At 75.5% G+C, this 21,169-nt stretch carries 14 protein-coding genes; 12 read left to right on the forward strand and 2 right to left on the reverse strand.

Annotated elements, in window-relative coordinates:
• Window positions 1-73: 73 nt before the first annotated feature.
• The gene (locus AC060K_RS00005; RefSeq protein WP_483763393.1) at window positions 74-1,120 is read right to left on the reverse strand and encodes a LysR family transcriptional regulator; all 1,047 of its coding nucleotides are present in this window, start codon (window positions 1,118-1,120) and stop codon (window positions 74-76) included.
• A 123-nt stretch (window positions 1,121-1,243) separates the two neighbouring features.
• On the opposite strand from AC060K_RS00005, the gene AC060K_RS00010 reads away from it, so the two are divergent.
• The 11 genes from AC060K_RS00010 (at window position 1,244) to AC060K_RS00060 (ending at window position 19,444) form a co-directional block, all read left to right on the forward strand.
• Window positions 1,244-1,942 carry a type 1 glutamine amidotransferase domain-containing protein gene (locus AC060K_RS00010; protein WP_483763394.1) on the forward strand — a complete coding sequence of 233 codons (699 nt, stop codon included), beginning with the start codon at window positions 1,244-1,246 and terminating at the stop codon, window positions 1,940-1,942.
• Between the two features lie 257 nt (window positions 1,943-2,199).
• On the forward strand, window positions 2,200-4,536 hold the full coding sequence (pflB, locus tag AC060K_RS00015) for a formate C-acetyltransferase (RefSeq protein WP_483763395.1): 2,337 nt from the start codon (window positions 2,200-2,202) through the stop codon (window positions 4,534-4,536).
• Complete coding sequence (pflA, locus tag AC060K_RS00020; RefSeq protein WP_483763396.1) at window positions 4,536-5,333, forward strand: pyruvate formate-lyase-activating protein; 798 nt, start codon at window positions 4,536-4,538, stop codon at window positions 5,331-5,333. Before pflB ends, pflA begins: the two co-directional genes overlap by 1 nt.
• A 12-nt stretch (window positions 5,334-5,345) precedes the next feature.
• A complete protein-coding gene (locus tag AC060K_RS00025; RefSeq protein WP_483763397.1) occupies window positions 5,346-5,975 on the forward strand; it encodes a hypothetical protein in 630 nt (209 codons plus the stop codon).
• Window positions 5,976-6,072: 97 nt separating this feature from the next.
• A complete protein-coding gene (locus AC060K_RS00030) occupies window positions 6,073-8,310 on the forward strand; it encodes a DEAD/DEAH box helicase (protein WP_483763398.1) in 2,238 nt (745 codons plus the stop codon).
• A gap of 88 nt (window positions 8,311-8,398) precedes the next feature.
• Window positions 8,399-8,788 carry a hypothetical protein gene (locus tag AC060K_RS00035; protein ID WP_483763399.1) on the forward strand — a complete coding sequence of 130 codons (390 nt, stop codon included), beginning with the start codon at window positions 8,399-8,401 and terminating at the stop codon, window positions 8,786-8,788.
• A gap of 47 nt (window positions 8,789-8,835) precedes the next feature.
• Window positions 8,836-11,475, forward strand: coding sequence for a tetratricopeptide repeat protein (locus tag AC060K_RS00040; RefSeq protein ID WP_483763400.1), 2,640 nt, complete (start codon window positions 8,836-8,838; stop codon window positions 11,473-11,475).
• A gap of 94 nt (window positions 11,476-11,569) precedes the next feature.
• On the forward strand, window positions 11,570-14,392 hold the full coding sequence (locus AC060K_RS00045; RefSeq protein ID WP_483763401.1) for a tetratricopeptide repeat protein: 2,823 nt from the start codon (window positions 11,570-11,572) through the stop codon (window positions 14,390-14,392).
• Between the two features lie 162 nt (window positions 14,393-14,554).
• Entirely contained in the window at window positions 14,555-16,939 is a 2,385-nt protein-coding gene (gene metE, locus AC060K_RS00050; protein WP_483763402.1) for a 5-methyltetrahydropteroyltriglutamate--homocysteine S-methyltransferase, read from the forward strand.
• 128 nt (window positions 16,940-17,067) lie between these two features.
• The gene (locus AC060K_RS00055) at window positions 17,068-19,029 is read left to right on the forward strand and encodes a tetratricopeptide repeat protein (protein WP_483763403.1); all 1,962 of its coding nucleotides are present in this window, start codon (window positions 17,068-17,070) and stop codon (window positions 19,027-19,029) included.
• A 187-nt stretch (window positions 19,030-19,216) separates the two neighbouring features.
• Window positions 19,217-19,444 (forward strand): helix-turn-helix domain-containing protein, encoded by a 228-nt coding sequence (locus AC060K_RS00060; protein WP_483763404.1) that lies wholly within the window; start codon window positions 19,217-19,219, stop codon window positions 19,442-19,444.
• Between the two features lie 151 nt (window positions 19,445-19,595).
• Here the strand turns inward: AC060K_RS00060 and AC060K_RS00065 are convergent, their stop codons facing one another.
• Window positions 19,596-20,159: a TetR/AcrR family transcriptional regulator gene (locus AC060K_RS00065; protein ID WP_483763716.1), complete on the reverse strand. Its 564-nt coding sequence runs from the start codon at window positions 20,157-20,159 to the stop codon at window positions 19,596-19,598.
• A gap of 114 nt (window positions 20,160-20,273) precedes the next feature.
• Between AC060K_RS00065 and AC060K_RS00070 the strand changes: the two genes are divergently transcribed.
• Window positions 20,274-21,116, forward strand: a complete 843-nt coding sequence (locus tag AC060K_RS00070; RefSeq protein WP_483763405.1) for an alpha/beta fold hydrolase — start codon at window positions 20,274-20,276, stop codon at window positions 21,114-21,116.
• The last annotated feature ends 53 nt before the right edge of the window (window positions 21,117-21,169 follow it).

Genomic DNA, 21,169 nt, shown 5'->3' on the forward strand with positions numbered 1-21,169 from the left:
ACTGCCGATGACGTGGCCACCGCCGGCCGCGGCCACCACCGCCGCCGCCGCCGGCGGGCGAGGGGGCAGCGCCCTACAGGGTGCCCCACCCGCGCGCCGCGGCCAGGAGGGTCTCGCGCACCGCCGCCACGGCCGGGGACTCCGCCCCGCGGCGCGTCGCCAGGTACACGGTGTTGAGCGGCGCGGCCTCGGGCTGGTGCAGCAGCTCCACGTCGCCCACGGCGAGCGCCGGCTCCGCGACGTAGCGCGGCAGCGCCGAGGCCCCCGCCCCGGCGACGACGGCGGCGAGCACCGCCCGCAGGTCCGGCACGACGACGGCCACCGGGTTCGCGGGCCGGCGTCCCAGCTCGCTGCGCCAGTACCGCCGCACGATCGGCAGGTCCGGGGCGTACGTGACGAGCGGGAGGTGCGCGAGCGCGCGCGCCGGGTCGTCACGGAGGCGGACCGGGTCCACGGTGCGGGCGAGGGCGGGCGCCGCGACCAGCACGAACTCCTCGTCCACGAGGGGTGTCGCGACGATCCCGGCGCGCCGGGTGCCGCGGGCCGGGATCGCCCCGGCGGCGGATGCGGTCGTCGGCCCGTCCGCGGTGCCGGTCGTCGGCCCGGTGCTCGGCTCGCCGGCCGTCGATCCGGCGGCATACGCACCCATGCCGGCCGTCCGCGCGGCCGAACCAGGCGGCCGGACGGCAGAGAGGACGACGTCGAGCCGGCCCTCGGCCAGCTGCGCCAGGAGGTCCTGCGCGAGCCCGAGCGTGACGTCGAGCCGCAGGCCGCGGCCGGTCAGCGGAGCGAGGGCGGGCAGCGCGCGCAGGGTCATCAGCTCGGCCGCCCCGCCGAGGCGCACCACGCCGGAGAGGGGCGGCTCGCCGTCGTCGGCCGTGGCGGCGCCGCGGAGGGCGTCGACGTGTGCGCTCACGCGGGCTGCGAGCGCGACGGCCCGCGGCGTGGGGGACACGCCGGCGCTCGACCGGGTGAACAGCGGGACCCCGACGGCGGCCTCGAGCCGGGCGAGCTGCCCGCTCACCGCGGGCTGCGTGAGACCGAGCCGCTGGGCGGCGCCCGACACCGACCCGGCGCGGTAGATCTCCAGGAACGTGGCCAGCAGGTCGAGGCTCGGCACGCAACCTCCCGGGTATCAGAGTTCTTATGGCGGACAGGGACAGTTCTGAAACTACTCGATGGCCGCTGCTGTTGACCGATCAGGACGGGGTTCACGAGGAGCCCCGCAGGAGGGGAGCAAGAGATGTCGAAGGTCCTGATGGTCCTGTCCGCGGCCGACACGCTGGTGCTGGCGGACGGCACCGCCCACCCGACGGGCTACTGGGCGGAGGAGGTGGCGGCGTCGTACGCGGTGCTGGCCGCGGCCGGCCTCCAGGTGGACGTGGCGACGCCGGGCGGCGCGCGGCCCGTCGTCGACCCGATCAGCCTGGACGAGCGCGGCGGGGTCTCGGCGGAGACCGGGCGCGAGCTGCGCGCCGCGCTCGACGTGCTGCCGGGCCTGGACGCGCCGCTCGACCTCACCGCGGTGCGCGCCGAGGACTACGACGCGGTCTACCTGCCCGGCGGCCACGCCCCCATGGCGGACCTCGCCGACGACGCCGTCCTGGGCCACCTCCTGCGCGACGCCGACGCGGCGGGCTCCGTCGTGGCGGCCCTCTGCCACGGGGTGGCGGGCCTGCTGAGCGCGACGGCCGACGACGGCTCCTTCGTCTTCTCCGGCCGGCGTCTCACCGGGTTCACCGACGCGGAGGAGCGCGAGGGCGGGCTCGGCGACGGTGCCCCGTGGCTCGTCGAGTCGCGGCTGCGCGAGCGCGGGGCCGTGGTCGAGGCGGGAGCCTCGTGGTCCAACCACGTGGTGGTGGACGGGACGCTCGTGACCGGGCAGAACCCGCAGTCGAGCCGGGCCACGGCCGAGGAGGTCGCGCGCCTGCTGGCGGCGTGACGCGTCGCGGGGCCGGGTGAACGGCCGCAGCCGGGGCGCGTCACCGGCGGCAGGCACGTGACCGGCAATCCGTCGGATGATCGGCAACTCGAGCTGCCGATCATCCGACGGATTGCCGATCACGCGACCTGCTGCGCCGCCCGCCGCCCACCGCGCGCCGCACCCGTGTGAGCGACGAGACAACCCGTGGTCTGGCCTCACAACCCGTGTGGTCTTACCTTAGAGGGGAAGCGATTCAGCGAGAAGGAGCGGCAACCATGACCACGGAGACGACCCGGACCGGCGGGACCTCGCGCACGCAGGACTCGCGCACCCAGGACCCGCGCACCCAGGGCGACCGGCCGGCGTCGGGCGGCGACGCCCTGCACCCGGCCTGGGACGGCTTCGTCACGGGCCCGTGGCAGGACCACGTCGACGTGCGGGACTTCATCCAGCGCAACTACACCCCGTACGAGGGTGACGCCGCCTTCCTGGCGGGCCCCACGGCGCGCACCACCCACGTGTGGGAGACCCTGTCGGCGATGTTCCCGGAGGAGCGCGCGAAGGGCGTCTACGACGTCGACCCGCACACCCCCGCGGGCATCACCGCGCACGCGCCGGGGTACATCGACAAGGACGCCGAGCTCATCGTCGGCCTGCAGACCGATGCCCCGCTGAAGCGCGCGATCATGCCGAACGGCGGCTGGCGCATGGTCGAGACCTCGCTGGAGACCTACGGCTACGAGGTGGACCCCGGCCTGCGGGAGACGTTCACCACGCACCGCAAGACCCACAACCAGGGCGTGTTCGACGCCTACCCGCCGGCCGTCCGCGCCGCCCGCAGCAGCCACCTCATCACCGGCCTGCCGGACGCCTACGGCCGCGGCCGCATCATCGGCGACTACCGCCGCGTGGCGCTGTACGGCGTCGACGCGCTCATCGAGGCCAAGAAGCTCGACAAGCTGAGCCTCGACACCCGGCCGTTCAGCGAGGAGGTGGTCCGCGCCCGCGAGGAGCACGCGGAGCAGCTCCGCGCGCTGAGCGAGCTCAAGGAGATGGCGGCGTCCTACGGCTACGACATCTCCCGGCCCGCCGTCACGGCCCGCGAGGCCGTGCAGTGGCTCTACTTCGCCTACCTGGGCGCGGTGAAGGAGCAGAACGGCGCCGCCATGTCGCTGGGCCGCACGTCCACCTTCCTCGACGTGTACCTGCAGCGGGACCTGGCGGCGGGCCGCCTCACGGAGGAGCAGGCCCAGGAGCTCATCGACGACTTCGTCATCAAGCTGCGGATCGTGCGCTTCCTGCGCACGCCCGAGTACGACGCCCTGTTCAGCGGCGACCCCACCTGGGTCACCGAGACCATCGGCGGCATGGGCGACGACGGCCGCACCCTCGTCACCCGGACGTCGTTCCGGTACCTGCAGACGCTCTACAACCTGGGCCCGGCCCCCGAGCCGAACCTGACGGTGTTCTGGAGCCCGGACCTGCCGCGCGGGTTCAAGGACTTCTGCGCCCAGGTGTCGATCGACACCTCGGCCGTGCAGTACGAGTCCGACGCGCAGATCCGGGCCGCCTGGGGCGACGACGCCGCGATCGCCTGCTGCGTGTCCCCGATGGCGGTGGGCAAGCAGATGCAGTTCTTCGGCGCGCGCGTGAACCTCGCGAAGGCGCTCCTGTACGCGATCAACGGCGGACGGGACGAGGTGTCGGGCAAGCAGGTCTCGCCCGCGTTCCCGCCGGTCCCGGCGGGGCGCCCGCTCGACTACGACGACGTCCGCGCCCGCCTCGACAGCACGATGGACTGGCTCGCCGCCACCTACGTGGAGGCGCTCAACGTCATCCACTACATGCACGACAAGTACTCGTACGAGCGGCTCGAGATGGCCCTGCACGACCGCGACGTGCTTCGGACGATGGCCTGCGGCATCGCCGGCCTGTCCGTCACGGCGGACTCCCTGTCGGCCATCCGGTACGCGACGGTCACGCCGGTGCACGACGAGCGCGGCGTCGTCGTCGACTACGTCACCGAGGGCGCGTTCCCCACCTACGGGAACGACGACGACCGGGCCGACGCCCTCGCCGTCGAGCTCGTCGAGTCCTTCATGGCGAAGATCCGCCGGCACCGCACGTACCGCGACGCGCTGCCCACCCAGTCCGTGCTGACGATCACGTCGAACGTGGTCTACGGCAAGGCGACGGGCAACACCCCGGACGGTCGCCGCGCCGGCGAGCCGTTCTCCCCGGGTGCCAACCCGATGAACGGCCGCGACACGCACGGCATGCTCACGTCGGCCCTGTCGGTGGCCAAGCTGCCGTACCGCGAGGCGCAGGACGGGATCTCGCTGACCAGCACCGTGGTGCCGTCGGGCCTGGGCCGCACGCGCGAGGAGCAGGTGGCGAACCTGGCCGGGCTGCTCGACGCGTCCGTGGGCGGCGACGGCTACCACCTCAACGTGAACGTGCTGAACCGGGAGACGCTCCTGGACGCCATGGAGCACCCCGAGAAGTACCCGCAGCTGACCATCCGGGTCTCCGGGTACGCGGTCAACTTCGTGCGCCTCACGCGCGAGCAGCAGCTCGACGTGCTCAGCCGCACCTTCCACGGGTCGATCTGATGCCCGCCACCCTCACCCGGTCGGACTCCCTGGCCCGGATGCGGACCGGGGAGCTCGGCTCGGTCCACTCGTGGGAGCTGGTGACGGCCGTGGACGGCCCGGGCACGCGCCTCACGGTGTTCCTGGCCGGGTGCCCGCTGCGGTGCCTCTACTGCCACAACCCGGACACGCTCCGGATGCGGGACGGCCAGCTGGTCACGGCCGACGACGTCCTCGCCCGGGTCCGGCGCTACCTGCCCGTGTTCCGGGCCACGGGCGGCGGCCTGACGCTGTCGGGCGGCGAGGTGCTGATGCAGCCCGCGTTCGCCGCGAGGATCCTGCGGGGCGCCAAGGCGATGGGCGTGCACACCACGATCGACACGTCCGGCTTCCTCGGCGCCAACCTCACGGACGCGATGCTCGCCGACACCGACCTGGTGCTCCTCGACGTCAAGAGCGGCGACCCCGACGTGTACCGCTGGGTGACCGGGCGCGCGCTCGAGCCGACCCTGGCGTTCGGCCGGCGGCTCGCCGCCACCCCGGCCGGGCCCGAGGTGTGGGTGCGGTTCGTCCTGGTGCCCGGGCTGACCGACGACCTGGGGAACGTCGACCGGGTGGCCGAGTACGCGGCGTCCCTGAACGAGGTCCGGCCCGGGGTGGTGTCCCGCGTCGAGGTGCTCCCGTTCCACCAGCTGGGCCGGGACAAGTGGGCGGCGCTGGGGCGCCCCTACGCGCTGGAGCACAGCAAGCCGCCGTCGGCGGAGCTCACCGAGCGGGTTCGCGACCAGTTCCGCGCCCACGGGCTCACCACCTACTGACAGGATGGGGCGGTGACGTACCCCGCCCCGCTGCCTGCCCCCGTGCCCGCGCCCCGCAGCCCGCGCGGGGCCAAGGTCCTCACGTTCGCGGGCGCCGCGGTGCTCGTCGTGGCGCTGGCCGCGGCCGTGGCGGGCGTGCTGCTCTTCGTGCGGGCGATCCCTACGGGCATCGTCACGGCCGACGGCGAGCCCGGGCCGGCCGTGCTGGCCTCCGGCTCCGTCGGCGGCACGGCGACCCTCGAGGTCACCGAGCCCGGCCGGTACACCGTGTGGCAGGTGTCGGGCGCGGAGGACGAGTTCCTGGGGCCCGACGACGTCACGGTCGCCCCCGCGGACGACGTCGCCGTGCGCTTCCCCGCCGTCTCCCAGAACGTGTCGCGCGGCGGGTTCGAGGCGGTCGCCGGCGCCGACCTCGTGGTCGCCGCGCCGGGGGACTACACCGTCACCGTCCTGACGGCTGACGCCCCCGCGGGGTCGACGTTCGTCGTCACCGCCGGGACCGGTTTCGGCGAGTTCTTCTCGGGGCTGACGGCGACGATCGCCGCCTGGTTCGTGGCCGTCGGCGGCGGGGTGGTCGGGGTGGCCATGCTGGCGGGCGGCATCGTCTGGTGGGCGCTGGCCCGCCGGCCGGCTCAGCCGTAGATCGTCTCCGCGTACGCGGGCCCGTAGTGCGCGTCGAGGGTGGCCGTTGACCGGAGAAAACCGGAATGTCACCCCATCCCGGTACAGTGACCGGCCGATGACCGACCAGACCTGGAAGCCCGGCCCCGCCCGTCGTGTCCTCGACGACGCGCACTCCCGGCTCGACGACGCCCGCCTCGTCCTGACCGCCGACGCCGACCTGCGCGAGCACGTCCGCTCCGCCTACGCGGCCGTCCGTGAGGTGCGCGTGCACACCGAGCTGCGCACCGTCCCCGTGACGGCGTTGGAGGACCTGCGCAAGAAGCTCAAGGTCGCCGTCCTCGAGAAGGCCGGGTACCGGCACGTGACCCAGGTCCTCGTGGCCGGTACCGACCGGCTCGTCGAGGCGGGCATCGGCGCGGGCACCGCCCGGCTCGCCGTCGCGGCGGCGCGCGAGCTCGCCGACGAGGTCGACGCCGGGCTTCGGTTCCGCATCGACGTGGACCCGGACGACCCGTACGCCACCGTCCTGGTGCAGGCCCTGCACGCCTTCGGGCTCGCCACCGACGCCCGCCACCGGCACACCGACACCGCCAAGCGCCTCACGGTCGAGGCGGCGCCCCTCGTCGAACCCGGGCGGCTCGCGGCCAGCCGGTTCCGCCGGATCTTCGCGCCCGCCCCGGTCCGGGCCGCCTCGTTCGCGGCGGTCACGGAGCTCGCGGACCTCCTGGCGCTCCCCGCCGACGGGGTGCGGCGGGTCCCGCCGACCGCCACGTCGCAGTCCTCGGGCGTCACGGGACTGGCCGTGGCCGCGGGGGAGGTGCGCGCCGCCGTCGGGCAGCCGCTGGAGGCCGCCGCCGTCTGGGCCGACTTCGAGCGGCGCTCCGCCGAGTACTACGGGCTGCTGAGCCAGGTCGCCGACCTGGGCGACGACCACGAGGCCGCCGAGGGGTTCCTCCCCGCGGACGTGGTGCGCCGCGTGGAGGACCAGCCCCTCGACCGGTCCCTGCTGCGCGCCTCCCTGCGCGGCTACCAGGCGTTCGGTGCCCGGTACGCGCTGGTGCAGCGCCGCACGATCCTGGGCGACGAGATGGGGCTGGGCAAGACGATGCAGTCCATCGCCGTGATGGCGCACCTCACCGCCACCGCGGCGCCCGGCCCGGTGCACCACCTCGTGGTGTGCCCGGCCAGCGTGGTGACCAACTGGGAGCGCGAGGTCGTCGGGCACTCCGCGCTCACCGCGACGGTCCTACACGGGAACGACCGCGACGCGGCCGCGGCCCGCTGGGCGGAGGAGGGCGGCGTGGGGATCACCACCTTCGAGGTGCTCGGGCGCCTCCCGGTGGACGACACGTTGCGCCCCGCGCTCCTCGTGGTCGACGAGGCACACTACGTGAAGAACCCGGCCACGATCCGGGGGCGCACCGTGCGGGCCTGGGCCGACCGCGCCGACCGGGTGCTGTTCCTGTCGGGCACGCCGATGGAGAACAAGGTGGCCGAGTTCCGCCACATGGTGGGCTACCTGCAGCCCGAGGTGGCCCGCCAGCTCGACCCGCAGGCGGGCCTGTCGGGCGCCAAGGCGTTCCGGCGGATCGTGGCTCCGGCGTACCTGCGGCGCAACCAGGAGGACGTGCTGACCGAGCTTCCCGGCCTGGTGCAGGTCGAGGAGTGGGACCGGTTCGGCGAGCACGACGGCGCGGCCTACCGGGCTGCCGTCGAGGCGGGCAACTTCATGGCGATGCGCCGGGCGGCGTTCGACGTGGACCATCCCGAGGACTCCGCCAAGCTGCGCCGCCTGCGCGAGCTCGTGGACGAGGCGGTCGCCAACGGGCGGCGCACCATCGTGTTCTCGTACTTCCTGGACGTGCTCCAGCAGGTGTCCTCGATGCTCGGCGACCTGGCGGTCGGCCCGCTCACCGGAGCGGTTCCGGTCACGGAGCGGCAGGACATGGTGGACGCCCTCGCGCGGCCGGACGGGCCCCGGGTCCTGGTCAGCCAGATCACCGCCGGCGGGGTAGGGCTCAACGTGCAGGCGGCCTCCGTGGTGATCTTCTGCGAGCCGCAGGTCAAGCCGACCATCGAGGCACAGGCCGTGGCGCGGGCCCACCGCATGGGGCAGACGCGCACGGTGCAGGTGCACCGGCTCCTGGTCGAGGACTCGGTGGACCAGCGGATGATGGAGATCCTCGGCTCCAAGGCCGCCCTCTTCGAGGAGTTCGCGCGGCAGTCGGAGATCACCGACTCGGCGCCCGCCGCGGTCGACGTCGGGGAGCCCGAGCTGGCCCGGACCATCCTGGCGCAGGAGCAGGAACGGCTGGCCCGCCAGGCCGTCGTGGCGGCACCCTCGACGACATGACCTGCGCGGACGCCGGGTAAAGAGTTTTCACGGCCCGTATGACGGGACCGCTGGTGGGCTGGTCCTGCGTACGCTTCACTTGTCGCTCGTGGACATTCCCGGCTTCCTCGCGAGGCTCCGGCAGAGCCGCGGGGGAGACCCGGCGGAGTGCCCGGCGTGGCTGCCTGCCCCGGAGGGGCACAGCCCGGCCGGCCTGCTCGCACCCGAGCGGCGTGTGGTTCCGTTCACGGGCCGAACCGGTGAGCTGGCCGACCTGGAGGCCTGGGCCCGGTCCCGCGAGCGCGTCGCGGTGCGGCTCGTCACCGGGGCCGGCGGGGTCGGCAAGACGCGGCTCGCGGTGGAGCTGGCCGAGCGGCTCGGCCGGTCCGGCTGGGTCGTGGTGCCGGTCCCGGAGGGCGAGGAGCCGCTGGCCGCCGCCGCGCTCGGACCCGGCCGGACGCTCCTGGTCGTCGACGAGGCGGACGCCGCCCCGCGCTGAGCGACCTGCTCACCACGGTGGCCGGCTCCGGAGCGCGTACCGTCCGCGTGCTGCTCCTCGCGCGTGCAGCCGGCGAGTGGTGGACACGCCTCCTCGCCGGGCCGGCGGCGCCGTTGGCCGACCGGGCCTACCGGGGCACCGACCTCCCCGTGGCGACGCGCCCCGCGCAGTCGGACCCGAGCGTGGTCGTGGACGCGGCGGCGGCGTTCGCGGAGGTGCTCGGCGTCGCGACCCCGGCGCTCCACGTGGCGCCGTCGGACGCCGGGAACGAGCGCATGCTGGACCTGCACGCCGCGGCCCTCGCCGCCGTCCTCGACGAGGTGCGGGCCGCGGCGGGTGCGCCGGCCGGCAGCCGGCGGCCGGGCCGGGCAGGGCTGCGGCTGGCGGCCGTGCGGCCGTCCACCGGGCTGGCGGACCTGCTGCGGCACGAGCGCCGCGCCTGGGCCCGCGCCGCCGGGCTCACAGCCCTGGGGCTCGGTGTCCCGGCGCCGGACCCCGAGCGGGTGTCGCGCGCGGTCGCCGTCGCGACGCTGTTGGGTGCGGCCGACGACGCCGAGGCCCGCGGCCTCCTGCGGGCCGTCCTCACCGACGCGCCCGACGAGGAGGTGGAGACCCTGTGCGCGCTGCTCGCCGTCGTGTTCCCGCCCGGGCCGGGCGACCCGCGGCCGTTCACCGGCCTGCTGCCCGACCGGCTCGCCCAGCTGCACCTGGCCGAGGTGCTGGCGGGTGCGCGGCCGGGGCCCGGTCCCGCGTCCGGGTCCGCGTCCGCGTCGGGGCCCGGATCAGCCCTGACCGGCAATCTGTCGGACGATCGGCAGCCCGGGCTGCCGATCATCCGACGGACTGCCGATCACGCGCGCGACCGGCCGGCCGTGGACCGGCTCCTGCCGCCCGGCGCGCAGGTCTCGGGCACCCAGGCGGCCCGGGCGGTGATGTTCCTCGCGCACACCGTGGCCGACCGGCCGCGGGTGACGTGCCCTGACGGGGCTCCAGGCATGGTGGAGGGCGTCGTCGCCCTGCTCGAGCGTGTGGCAGGGCTCGCGCCCGACGACGTCCGGGTGCTGCAGCCGCTGACCGCCGCCCTCGCGATGCCGTCAGCCCCCGTGTCCGCGGTGCGCGCCGGCCTCGCCCGGCGCGCGCTCGACCTGGTCGCCGCCGCGGCGGCCGCCGCCCCCGATGCCGCCGCGGACCGCGATGCCGCGGACCCCGATGCCGCGGACCCCGAGGCCCCGGACGCCGGGGCCGCGGCGCTCGCCGCCGCGCACGACGTGCTGGCCGACGCCCTGGAGCAGAGCGGGCGGGCGGGCGAGTCGCTCGTCCACGTCGAGGAGGCGCTGCGGCTGTGGCGGGAGCTCGCGGCCGACCGGCCGGACCGGTACCTGCCCGGGCTCGCCGAGACCCTCGTGTCGTACGGCGTCGCCGCGTGGCAGGTGGGTGACGCCGAGGGCTCGGTGGCGGCCGAGCCCGAGGCGGTCGAGATCTACCGGAGGCTGGCAGCGGACCGCCCGGAGCGGTTCCGCCCGCTCCTCGCGCGGACCCTGCAGAACGCCGGGGTCAGCCTCGGTGCGCTGGGCCGGCCGGCGGAGGCCGTCGAGCCTGCCACGGAGGCCGTGGCGATGTTCCGGGAGCTGGAGTGCGCCGACCCCGGCAAGCACCGGGCGCGCCTGGCGAAGGCTCTCTGGAACCTGGGCCGCCGGTACGCGGAGCTCGGCCGCGCGGACGAGGCATACCGCTGCACGGACGAGGCTGCGGCGCACTGGCGAGCCCTGGCGGCGGAGAACCCCGAGCTCTACGCGCCGGACCTGGCGAGCGCGCTCTCGCACCTCGGTGCCCGCCTCGCCGAGCTCGGCCGTACGGACGAGGCGATCACCGTGAGCGAGGAGTCGCTGGCGATCCGGCGCGGCTTCGTGGACGACGCCACCGCGTACCTGCAGTACGTGGCCCTGTCGCTGTCGAACCTCGGCGCGCTCTACTCCCGGGTGGGACGACTGCACGACGCGCTGCCCGTCGAGCGGGAGGCGGTGGAGCTGCGCCGTCGGCTCGTGGACGAGAGCCGGGCTCGCTACCTGCCCGACCTGGCCGCGTCGCTGTCGAACCTCGGCGTGACGCTGTCCCGGCTGGAGCGGGTGGTCGACGCGCTGCCCCTGGAGCAGGAGGCCGTCGAGCTGCGGCGGGCGCTCGTCGCGGAGAACCCCGACGTGCACGAGCCGGCCTTGGCCGGCTCGCTGACCAACCTCGGCGTGCGGTTCTCGGAGCTGGGCAGGCCCGCCGACGCGCTGGGCCCCACGCAGGAGGCCGTCGCGATCCTGCGCCGGCTCGTGGTCGGCAACCCCGAGCGGTACGTCCCCGACCTCGCCGCCTGCCTCACGAACCTGGGCGCCACCCTCCTGGACCTGGACCGCCCGGCCGACGCGGTGGAGCCCGCCGCGGAGGCGGTCCGGCTGCGGCGGGAGCTCGCCGAGGCGCGCCCCGACCGCCACCTGCCCGACCTCGCCCAGTCCCTGACGAATCTCGCGGCCATGCTCACCGAGCTCGGGGAGCACGCGGAGGCGCTGCCGCCGGCCCGCGAGGCGGTCCTCATCCGGGAGCACCTCGCCGACCGTGACCCGCAGCGGTTCGCGCCCGACCTCGACCGCTCGCTGCACGTGCTGCGCCTGGTCCACGCGGCGCTCGCCCGCCCGGCGTGACCAGCCGCGGACCGGACAGGTTCGTCCGGCGTGTCTTCCGCGGGCGGCGTGTCCAGGTAGCACGCGGCGCCCGGGTGGCGTTGACTTGTCCGTCATGGACGGCACGGGGTGGTCGGCGCGCACGCGCTCTTCCGGCCGCGCCCTGCGGGGTGCGGTGCGCGGCGCCCGGGCCCGGCTGGACGTCGTCGGCGGGCTGCGGCGCCGGGCCGCCCGGCGTGAGACACCCGACCCGGCCGAGCAGGGCAGAGGCCCTGCGGCCCTGCTCTCTCCCGCCCGGGCGGTGGTGCCCTTCTGGGGCCGGTCCGCGGAGCTCGACGAACTCACGACCTGGTGCTGGGCGGGCCGCGCAGGTCGCGTGCGCCTGCTGCTGGGCCCCGGTGGCGTGGGCAAGACGCGGCTCGCGGCGGAGCTGGCCCGGCGCCTGTCGTCGGACGGCTGGCTGTGCGTGGACGTGCCCGACGGCGAGGAGGCCGCCGCTGCCGAGCGCTACCTGCGGTCCGACCCCGGTGCCCGCCGGGTCCTCCTCGTCCTCGACCGGGGCGAGACCCGTCGCGGTCTCGGCACCCTCCTGGCCGCGCTGGCCGCTGTCCGCGAGACGCACGTGCGCGTGCTGCTGGTCGCCTGCGAGGACGGGCCGTGGTGGTCGCGGCGCGAGGCCGACAGCCCGGCGGTGCGCGCCCTCGTCGAGGACGCGGTGACCACCGACCTGGGCCCGCGGCTCGCACCGGGCCAGGACCACGCCGCGGTGGCGGAGGCCGCGGTCCGGGCGTTCGCCGCCGCGCTGGACGTCCGGGTGCCGCCCGTCCGGGTCGTCGTGCGCGGTCCCGTCCCGCGGGTGCTGGACCTCCACGCCGCTGCGCTGGTTGCGGTCCTCACGGCACAGCGGCCCGACGACGAGGCCCCCGCCGGGTCACCGCACGCCGACGCCGCCCAGGAGCGGGACGCGGAGGCCGACGACCCCGACGACGAGATCGTCGTCGACGTGTCGGGCGCGCTCACCGACCTGCTCGCGCTGGAGCGCCGGGCCCGTGCCGCGTCCGATCCCGGGGCGGGCCCGTCGGGACCCGACCGGATCACGGGGCGCCGCGTGGTCGACGAGGTCGTGGCCGCCCCGCGCGCGGCCCGCGCCCGCCTGACGATGCTCGACGAGCGCGACGCCTTCCACCTCGCGACGATCCTGGCCCGCGCGCTGCACGAGCTCCCCGACGACTCGGACGCCGTCGTGCCGGTGGCGGGGCTGCTGGAGGAGCTGGTGGACCGCCTGCCCGACGAGGGCGGCCTGCTCGCGTCCGTCGTCGGCGCCCTGCCCCACGCCTCGCCCGCGCTGGCCGGGCTGCGCGCGGAGCTCCTCGAACGTGTCCTCGCCACCGGCGACCGGCGCGACCGCACCGCGCTGGCGACGACGCTCCGCGAGCTCGGCGTGGCCCTCGCCGACCTGGGGCGGCGGGACGCGGCCCTGGCGGCCCAGCAGGAGGCGGTCGGCGTGGTCAGGGCGCTCGTGGCCGACGGCGGCGACCGCCGCCTGCCCGATCTTGCCGCCGCGCTCGTCGACCTCGGTCTCGCCCACCTCGACCTGGGCGAGATCGCCCAGGCGCAGGCCTGCGCCGACGAGTCGCTGGGGCTGTGGAGGTCCCCGGCGGAGGCTCGGCCCGGCCGGTTCCAGCCCGGGACGGTGCGGGCCGTCGACCTGGCCGCCGCCGTGCGGGCGGCGGCCGGGGACGACGCGGGGTCGCTGGTCGCGCAGGAGGAGGGGGTGCGGCTGCGGCGGGCGCTCGCGTCGCGCGACCCCGACGGCCACCTGCGCGGGCTCGCCGTCGCCCTGGAGCGGCTCGCGGGCACGCTCGCGGCGCAGGGTCGCACGGCCGTGGCGCTCGTCGTGACGACGCAGGCCTGCGACGCGTTCCGCGTGCTCGCGCGCACCCACTCCGAGCGCGAGGTGCCCGGGCTCGCCCGGGTGCTCGCCGAGCTCGCGGCCCGCTACGTGGAGCTGGGGAGGCCGGCCGACGCCCTGCCCCCGGCCCTGGAGGCGGTGAACCTGCGGCGCGGCCTGGTACGCGACCACGCGGGCGACCGTTACCTGCCGGAGCTGGGCCAGGCGCTGTCGCGGCTGGGGGCCGTGTACTCGGAGCTGCGCCGTCCCCAGCAGGCCCTGCCGGTGCAGCGGGAGGCGGTCGCGATCCGGCGCACGCTGGCGGAGCACGACCGGTGGGACTCCCTCGTCGCGGACCTGGCGGGCTCGCTGTCGAACCTCGGGGTCACGTACTCGGGCCTCGGACGTCCGGCCGAGGCCCTGCCGCTCGACCAGGAGGCCGCCGACCTGCGCCGGGACCTGGCGCGGCGCAACCCGGCGCTGTACCTCGCCGACCTGGGCGACTCGCTGTCGAACCTGGGCGTCCGGCTCTCCGAGCTGGGCCGGCCCGAGGACGCGGTCCGGACCGCCCAGGAGGCGGTCCGGATCCGCCGTGACCTCGCCGAGGGCGGCGCGCACCGGGCCCGGGCGGACCTGGCGGCGGCTCTGGTGAACCTGGGCGCCACGTACGCGGACCTCGGCCGCCCGGGCGACGCCGTGGTCCCGACCCGGGAGGCGGTGCGGATCCGCCGTGACCTCGTGGTGCACAACCCGGTGCGCCACCAGCCGGACCTGGCGAGCGCCCTGTCCAACCTCGCGGCCCAGCGGGCCGACTCCGGAGACGCGCGCGGGGCGCTCGAGCCGGCGCTAGAGGCCGTCCGCATCCGCCGGGAGCTCGCCCGGACCAGCCCGCACCAGTACGCGTCCGACCTGCACCGGTCGCTCACGGTCCTCGCGATCGTGCACGAGGAGCTGGGGGACTGCGCGGCGGCCGTCCTCGCCCGTGCCGAGGTGGGCGCCGTCTCACATCGCGGCGCGGACCTGGCGCCCGACGTCGCACCGGCCTAGTCTCGGGCTGATTCACCATGACCCGTCCGAGGGTGCTTACCTCGGCGGCGGGCGTCGACGCGGGTGCCGCGCACGCCCGACCTGGCCGGAGGGCCGCTGGTCGTGAGTCGTTCCCACCACTGTCCCTCCGGCGTGCCCGGGGGACCCACCCGAGGAATGCTCATGACGAACACTCTCTCTGCCGACCCCTTTTCCACCGGGACCGTCCTCGGCTACCCGCGTATCGGCCGCCGCCGGGAGCTCAAGCGCGCGCTGGAGGCGCACTGGGCCGGCCGCACCACCGCGGCCGAGCTGGAGGCCACGGCCCGCGACCTGCGGCTCGCCGCGGCCCGGCGGCTCGTGGACCTGGGCCTGGACGCCACCTCCGGCGCCGTCCCGGGCTCGTTCAGCCTCTACGACCAGGTCCTGGACGTGGTCTCGCTGCTCGGCGCCGTCCCGTCGCGCTTCCGCGGCCCGGGCGCCGGGTCCGGTCAGCCGGGCGCCCGGTCCGCGCTGGACGAGTACTTCACGCTGGCGCGCGGCTCGGGCGACGAGCCGCCGCTGGAGATGACCAAGTGGTTCGACACCAACTACCACTACCTGGTGCCGGAGATCGGTCCCGCCACGCCCGTGAGCCTCGCCGACGACCGGGTGGTGCGAGAGTTCGCCGAGGCCCGCGACGCGGGGATCGTCACGCGCCCGGTCCTCGTGGGCCCGGTGACGTTCCTCCTGCTGAGCAAGGCGGCCGACGGGGCCGGTCCCGGCTTCCGCCCCCTGGACCGCCTCGCCGAGGTGACGGCCGTCTACGCGGAGGTGCTGCGGCGGCTCGCCGACGCGGGCGCGCCGTGGGTGCAGCTCGACGAGCCCGCGCTCGTCACCGACAACCTCGGCGTGCCGTTCGCCGAGGTCTCGGAGGCGGTGCGGGCCGCGTACGGGCAGCTCACCGCAGCGCCGGTGGCGGGGCCCGACGGCGCCGCCCGGCCCGCGATCCTCGTCGCCGCCCCGTACGGCGACCTGCGCGGGCCGGACGGAGACGGCCTGCCGCTGCTGGCGGGCACAGGGGTCGAGGGCATCGCGATCGACCTGGTCCGCGGCGGGCTCCCGGACGGTCCCGTGGCGGGTCTCGGATCGACCGTCCTGGTGGCGGGCGTGGTCGACGGTCACGGGGTCTGGCGCGGTGACCTCACCGCGAAGCTGGGGCTCCTCGAGCAGGCCGCCGGCCTCGGCGCGGCGGCCGTCGTCCCCGCCACGTCCACGTCGCTGCTGCACGTGCCGCACGACGTCGAGGACGAGCCCTCCCTCCCGGCCGACCTGCGGTCCTGGCTGGCGTTCGCCGACCAGAAGGTGGGCGAGGTCGTGACGCTGGCAGCGGCACTGTCCGGCCCGGAGGGGCGCGCCGCGGCCGGGGCCGCGCTCGCGACGTCGGCCGCGGCCGTCGCGTCGCGGCAGGCGGCCCCGGGCGTCGTCGTCCCGTCCGTGCGCGAGCGCGTGGCCGGGCTGGGCCCGGCCGACGCGACCCGGGCGCCGTACGCGGAGCGCGCCGCCGCGCAGGAGGCGCGGCTCGCACTGCCGGCGCTGCCCACCACGACGATCGGCTCGTTCCCCCAGACCGCGGAGATCCGGGCGGCCCGGGCGGCGGCCCGGAAGGGCGAGCTGTCCGACGACGCCTACACGGCGGCCATGCGCGACGAGGTGGCGCGTGTGGTGCGTCTTCAGGAGGAGCTCGGCCTGGACGTGCTGGTGCACGGCGAGCCTGAGCGCAACGACATGGTGCAGTACTTCGCGGAGCAGCTCGACGGCTTCGCGACGACGGTCCACGGCTGGGTCCAGTCGTACGGCTCGCGCTGCGTGCGCCCGCCGATCCTCTGGGGCGACGTGTCCCGGCCGGTGCCCATGACCGTCGAGTGGGCCACGTACGCCCAGTCTCTGACGGACCTCCCCGTCAAGGGCATGCTGACGGGACCGGTGACGATCCTCGCCTGGTCGTTCGTCCGCGACGACCAGCCGCTCGGCGACACGGCGGCCCAGGTCGCCCTGGCGCTCCGCGACGAGGTGCGCGACCTGGAGGAGGCGGGGATCGCCGTCGTGCAGGTGGACGAGCCCGCCCTGCGGGAGCTGCTGCCCCTGCGCGCCGCCGACCACGCGGCCTACCTGAACTGGTCCGTGCGCTCCTTCCGGCTGGCGACGGCGGGCGCCGCGCCCGCGACGCAGGTGCACACCCACCTCTGCTACTCGGAGTTCGGCGACGTGATCGACGCGATCGACGGGCTCGACGCGGACGTGACGTCGCTCGAGGCGGCGCGCTCGCGGATGGAGGTGGTGCCCGAGCTGGCCGAGGCGGGCTACGACCGCGGCGTCGGCCCCGGGGTGTACGACATCCACTCGCCGCGCGTCCCCTCCGTGGACGAGATGGCCGAGCTGCTGCGGCTCGCCGTCGGCGCCGTGGACCCGCGTCTCGTGTGGGTCAACCCGGACTGCGGGCTGAAGACCCGCCGCTACGAGGAGGCCGAGCCCGCGCTGCGCAACCTCGTCGAGGCCGCCCGGAAGGTGCGGGCAGAGCTGGGCTGACCCCTCCGTCCGGTCGCTGTGGGTACGCGTAGGGTCACCCTCCGAGCCCGGAGGGTGACCATACGCGTACCCACAGCGGGGCGGGCGGGGATTCGCCACCCGCTGCCGGCGTGCTGTTGAATCGCGACATGACCCCTGCGCGACGTACCGACGGAGCGGGGGCCGGGAACGTCCACGGCCGGGAGCCCGAGATCGCCAGGCTGCTGACCTGGGCCACCGGTGCGGAGAGGGCGTCCGCCCGGCTCCTCACAGGGCCCGCCCGGGCGGGCAAGACCTGGCTGGCGAACGCGCTCGCCGACCGGCTCGATGCCGAGGGCTGGACGTGCGAGCGGGTGGGGGCCGACGGCGTCGTGGGCGCCGACGTCCCCACGACCACGAGGGAGCCACGCGGCGGCAAGGTGCTGCTCGTCGTCGACGACGCCGAGTGGCACCCCGACCTGGCCACGCTGCTCGCCGACGCCTCGGCCCGCGAGGGTGTGGTGCGCGTCCTCCTGGTCGCCCGCCGGACGGGCTGGTGGTGGGACCGGCTCCGGTGGACGTGCCCGGTGGTCGAGCGGCTGCTCGCCGGCGCCGTCGACGACGGCGACCTCACCCCCTTGCCCGGCTCGCGGCGTGCACCCCGCCCGCTCCCGGAGGTGGGCGACGTGACGGCCGACGTCGTCCGCGAGGTGGTCCGGGCGGTCGACGAGCGCCTCGACGGCGACCCCGACGAGCTCGCCGCGGCGCTCGACCTCCTCGGCGACGCGCTCGGCGCCCTGCCCGACGACGCCCGCCTGCTCACCACGCTCTCGGGTGCCCTGCCCCACCCGTCGATGGCGCTCGCGGTCACCCGCCTGGAGGTCGTGGAGCGGGCGGTCCGGGTGGTCGGGCCGGAACCCGCGGAGCTCCGCGCCGCGACCCTCTGCGACCTCGGCGTGGCCCTCGCCGAGACGGGCCGGGCCGAGGAGGCGCTCAGCGCCGACCGCGCCGCTGTCGCCGCCTGGCGTGCGCTGGCCGACGGCGACCCGTCCCGGTATCGCGTCCGCCTCGCCGCCGAGCTGGTCCACATGGGCGCATCGTGCTCGGAGGTGGGCCGGCCCGAGGCGGCGCTCGCTGCCGAGGAGGAGGCGGTGCGGCTCTGGCGGGCCGTCGAGCAGGAGAACCCCGGCCGCGCCACCGTGGACCTCGCCAAGGCGGTGTCCAACCTGGCGGTGTCGCTCGGGGAGCTGGACCGGCCGGGGGACGCGCTCGGGCCCAGCGTGGAGGCGGTGACGCTCTGGCGCGGGCTCGTCGCGACGACGCCCGGCCGCTGGGAGGGGGCGCTCGCCCGCTCCCTCACGAACCTCGGTACCCGTTACGCGGAGCTGGGACGCGCCGACGACGCGCTGCCGCCCACCGAGGAGGCGACGGAGCTGCGCCGCGCCCTCGCGAGCCGTGCGCCGGACGAGCACCTGCCGGGGTTCGCCGACTCCCTCGAGCACCTGGGCGACCGGCTCGCCGAGGCGGGCCGCGTGGCGGAGGCCGTGGCGTGCTTCACCACGGCGGTGCAGGTCCAGCGCCGGCTCGCGGAGGAGAACGCCGGCTGGTACGGCATGGAGCTCGCGTACGCGCTCATGCGGCTCGGGTCGCTGGGGCGGTCGGGCGAGGAGCCCGGGCGGGCGCTGGACGCGGCGCGTGAGGCGGTCATGCTCTACCGGCGGGAGGCCGCGGACAACCCCGGACGGTTCCGCCCGCAGCTGGCGATGGCCCTGCACCAGCTCGCGCTGAGCCACCGCAGCTTCGGCGACCACCAGGCCGCGATCAACGCGGAGCGCGAGGCGATCCGCGTCCACCAGGAGCTCGCCGCCACGGACCGGCGCGAGCGGGCGGCGCTCGCGGACTCGCTGGCCAGCCTGGCGGCGATCCTCCTCGACGTGGGCATGGCGGAGGAGGCCCTTCCCGCTGCCGCGGAGGCGGCCTCGATCCTGCGCGAGCTCGTGGCGGCCGACCCCCGGCGCCACCGGGCGCGTCTTGCCGAGGCCCTGCAGACGCTCGCGCTGGCCCACCACCAGCTCGCCGACTTCGAGGCGGCCGCCGAGGTGCGCGCGGAGGCAGCCGAACGATCGTCATGAGACGTTCATGGCCGGGGCATCGATGAATCGGCTGTGTGGTGCAGTATCAGGCATTCTCGGAAGGAACGGGTAAGGCACAGGATTTCCGTTCAGCGCCATTCCTGAGTGCCAAATTACCTTGTCTCATTCTGCGAAATCGCAGCGTTTCGACTGGACTTCACGGGGTGATACGCACCACACTTATCTTGTGACTGACTTCACAGTTCAAGACCCCGCCAGTGACCACGACGACCTGACCGCCCTCGAAGCGGCCCGGATCCTCGGGGTCTCCAAGCTGCACGTGATCGACCTCCTGGAGGCCGGCGAGCTCGACTTCCACTGGGTCGGCTCCGACCTCCGTTTCGACGTGGCCGACGTCGCCGCGTACAAGGCCGGCCGCGAGCACCGGGACGCGGAGGAGCTCGTAGCCGTCTGACCTTGCAGCACCAGCGTGGCGCGCCGTCGCGACCATGCTGAGGGCCCGGCGCACCCTGCGCCGGGCAGGCCGCCGGCGGGCGGCGCTACCGCGGGCCGCGTCCAGTGTCGTGACGTGGCCTCGTTGCCGGACCCGCTGCCCGCAGCGCGCCTCAGTCCGCTGCCGCCGCCGCGTCGAGCAGAGTCTCGGCCGCCGCCCGTGCCTGGCGAGCCGCCTCCGGGCTGCCCGAGATCGCTGCCGTCGTCTGCGCACCCTCCGCGAGGATCGCGATCTGGGGGGCCACGTGCGCCGGTGCTCCCGCCTCCTCGACGAGCCGGGACACGTACTCCTGGAACGTGGCCTTCTGCTCCCGGACCGCCTCGGTGACCCGGGGTGACGCCGCCCCGAGCTCGCCGAACGCGTTGACGAAGCCGCAGCCGCGAAAGTCGGGCTCGCGGAACCAGGCGTCGAGGAAGTCGAAGATGGCGAGGAGCCGCTCGCGGGCGGTCGCGGCGCCCTCGGTCGCGCCGGCGAGGCCCGCGTCCCAGACGGACATGCGGTGCCGCAGGACCGCGGCGATCAGCTCGTCCTTGGACGCGAACATCGCGTAGATCCGCTTGAGCGGCACCCCGGCGGCTGTGCGCACGGCGTCCATCCCCACCGCCTGCACGCCACGCGTGTAGAAGAGCTCGTCGGCGGTCCGCACCACGCGCTCCCGGGCTGTCTCGTTGTCGATCACCAGGTTCCTCCCACCGGTCCGCGCGTCGGGCTTGCGCGGAGAACGTTCGTTCTCTACTGTAGCGGATACCAGGTGAGAACGACCGTTCTCCCGGACTGAAGGGACAGAACCATGGGCTTCATCACTGTCGGCACCGAGAACAGCACGAGCATCGAGCTGCACTACGAGGACCACGGGTCGGGTCAGCCGGTCGTCCTCATCCACGGCTACCCGCTGGACGGCAACAGCTGGGAGCTCCAGTCCCGCGAGCTGGTCGACGCCGGCTACCGCGTGATCACCTACGACCGCCGCGGGTTCGGCGGGTCGAGCAAGGTCGGCACCGGCTACGACTACGACACGTTCGCCGCCGACCTGAACACGGTCCTGGAGACGCTCGACCTGCGCGACGTCATCCTCGTCGGCTTCTCGATGGGCACCGGCGAGCTCGCCCGCTACGTGAAGAACCACGGGCACGAGCGCGTCGCCAAGCTCGCGTTCCTCGCCTCGCTCGAGCCCTTCCTCGTCCAGACCGACGACAACCCGACCGGCGTGCCGCAGTCCGTCTTCGACGGGATCGCCGAGACCGCCCGTGCCGACCGCTACTCCTGGTTCACGCAGTTCTACAACGACTTCTACAACCTGGACGAGAACCTGGGCTCGCGGATCAGCCAGGAGGTCGTGACCGCCAGCTGGAACACGGCGACGCGGAGCGCCCCGGTGGCCGCGTACGCCGTGGTCCCGGCGTGGATCGAGGACTTCCGGGCCGACGTCGAGGCGGTCCGCGCCGCGGGCAAGCCGTCGCTGATCCTGCACGGCACGGGCGACCGCATCCTGCCGGTCGACGCCACGGCCCGCGTGTTCCACGCGTCCTTCCCGGAGGCCGAGTACGTCGAGGTCGAGGGTGCCCCGCACGGTCTCCTGTGGACGCACGCGGCCGAGGTGAACAAGGCGCTGCTGGCCTTCGTCGCGGCCTGACCGTGCCGCTGCGGCCGGGCGCACCCCCCTGGCCACGTGATCGGCAGCTCGGT

It is taken from the genome of Antribacter sp. NEAU-D49 (genome assembly GCF_057158775.1).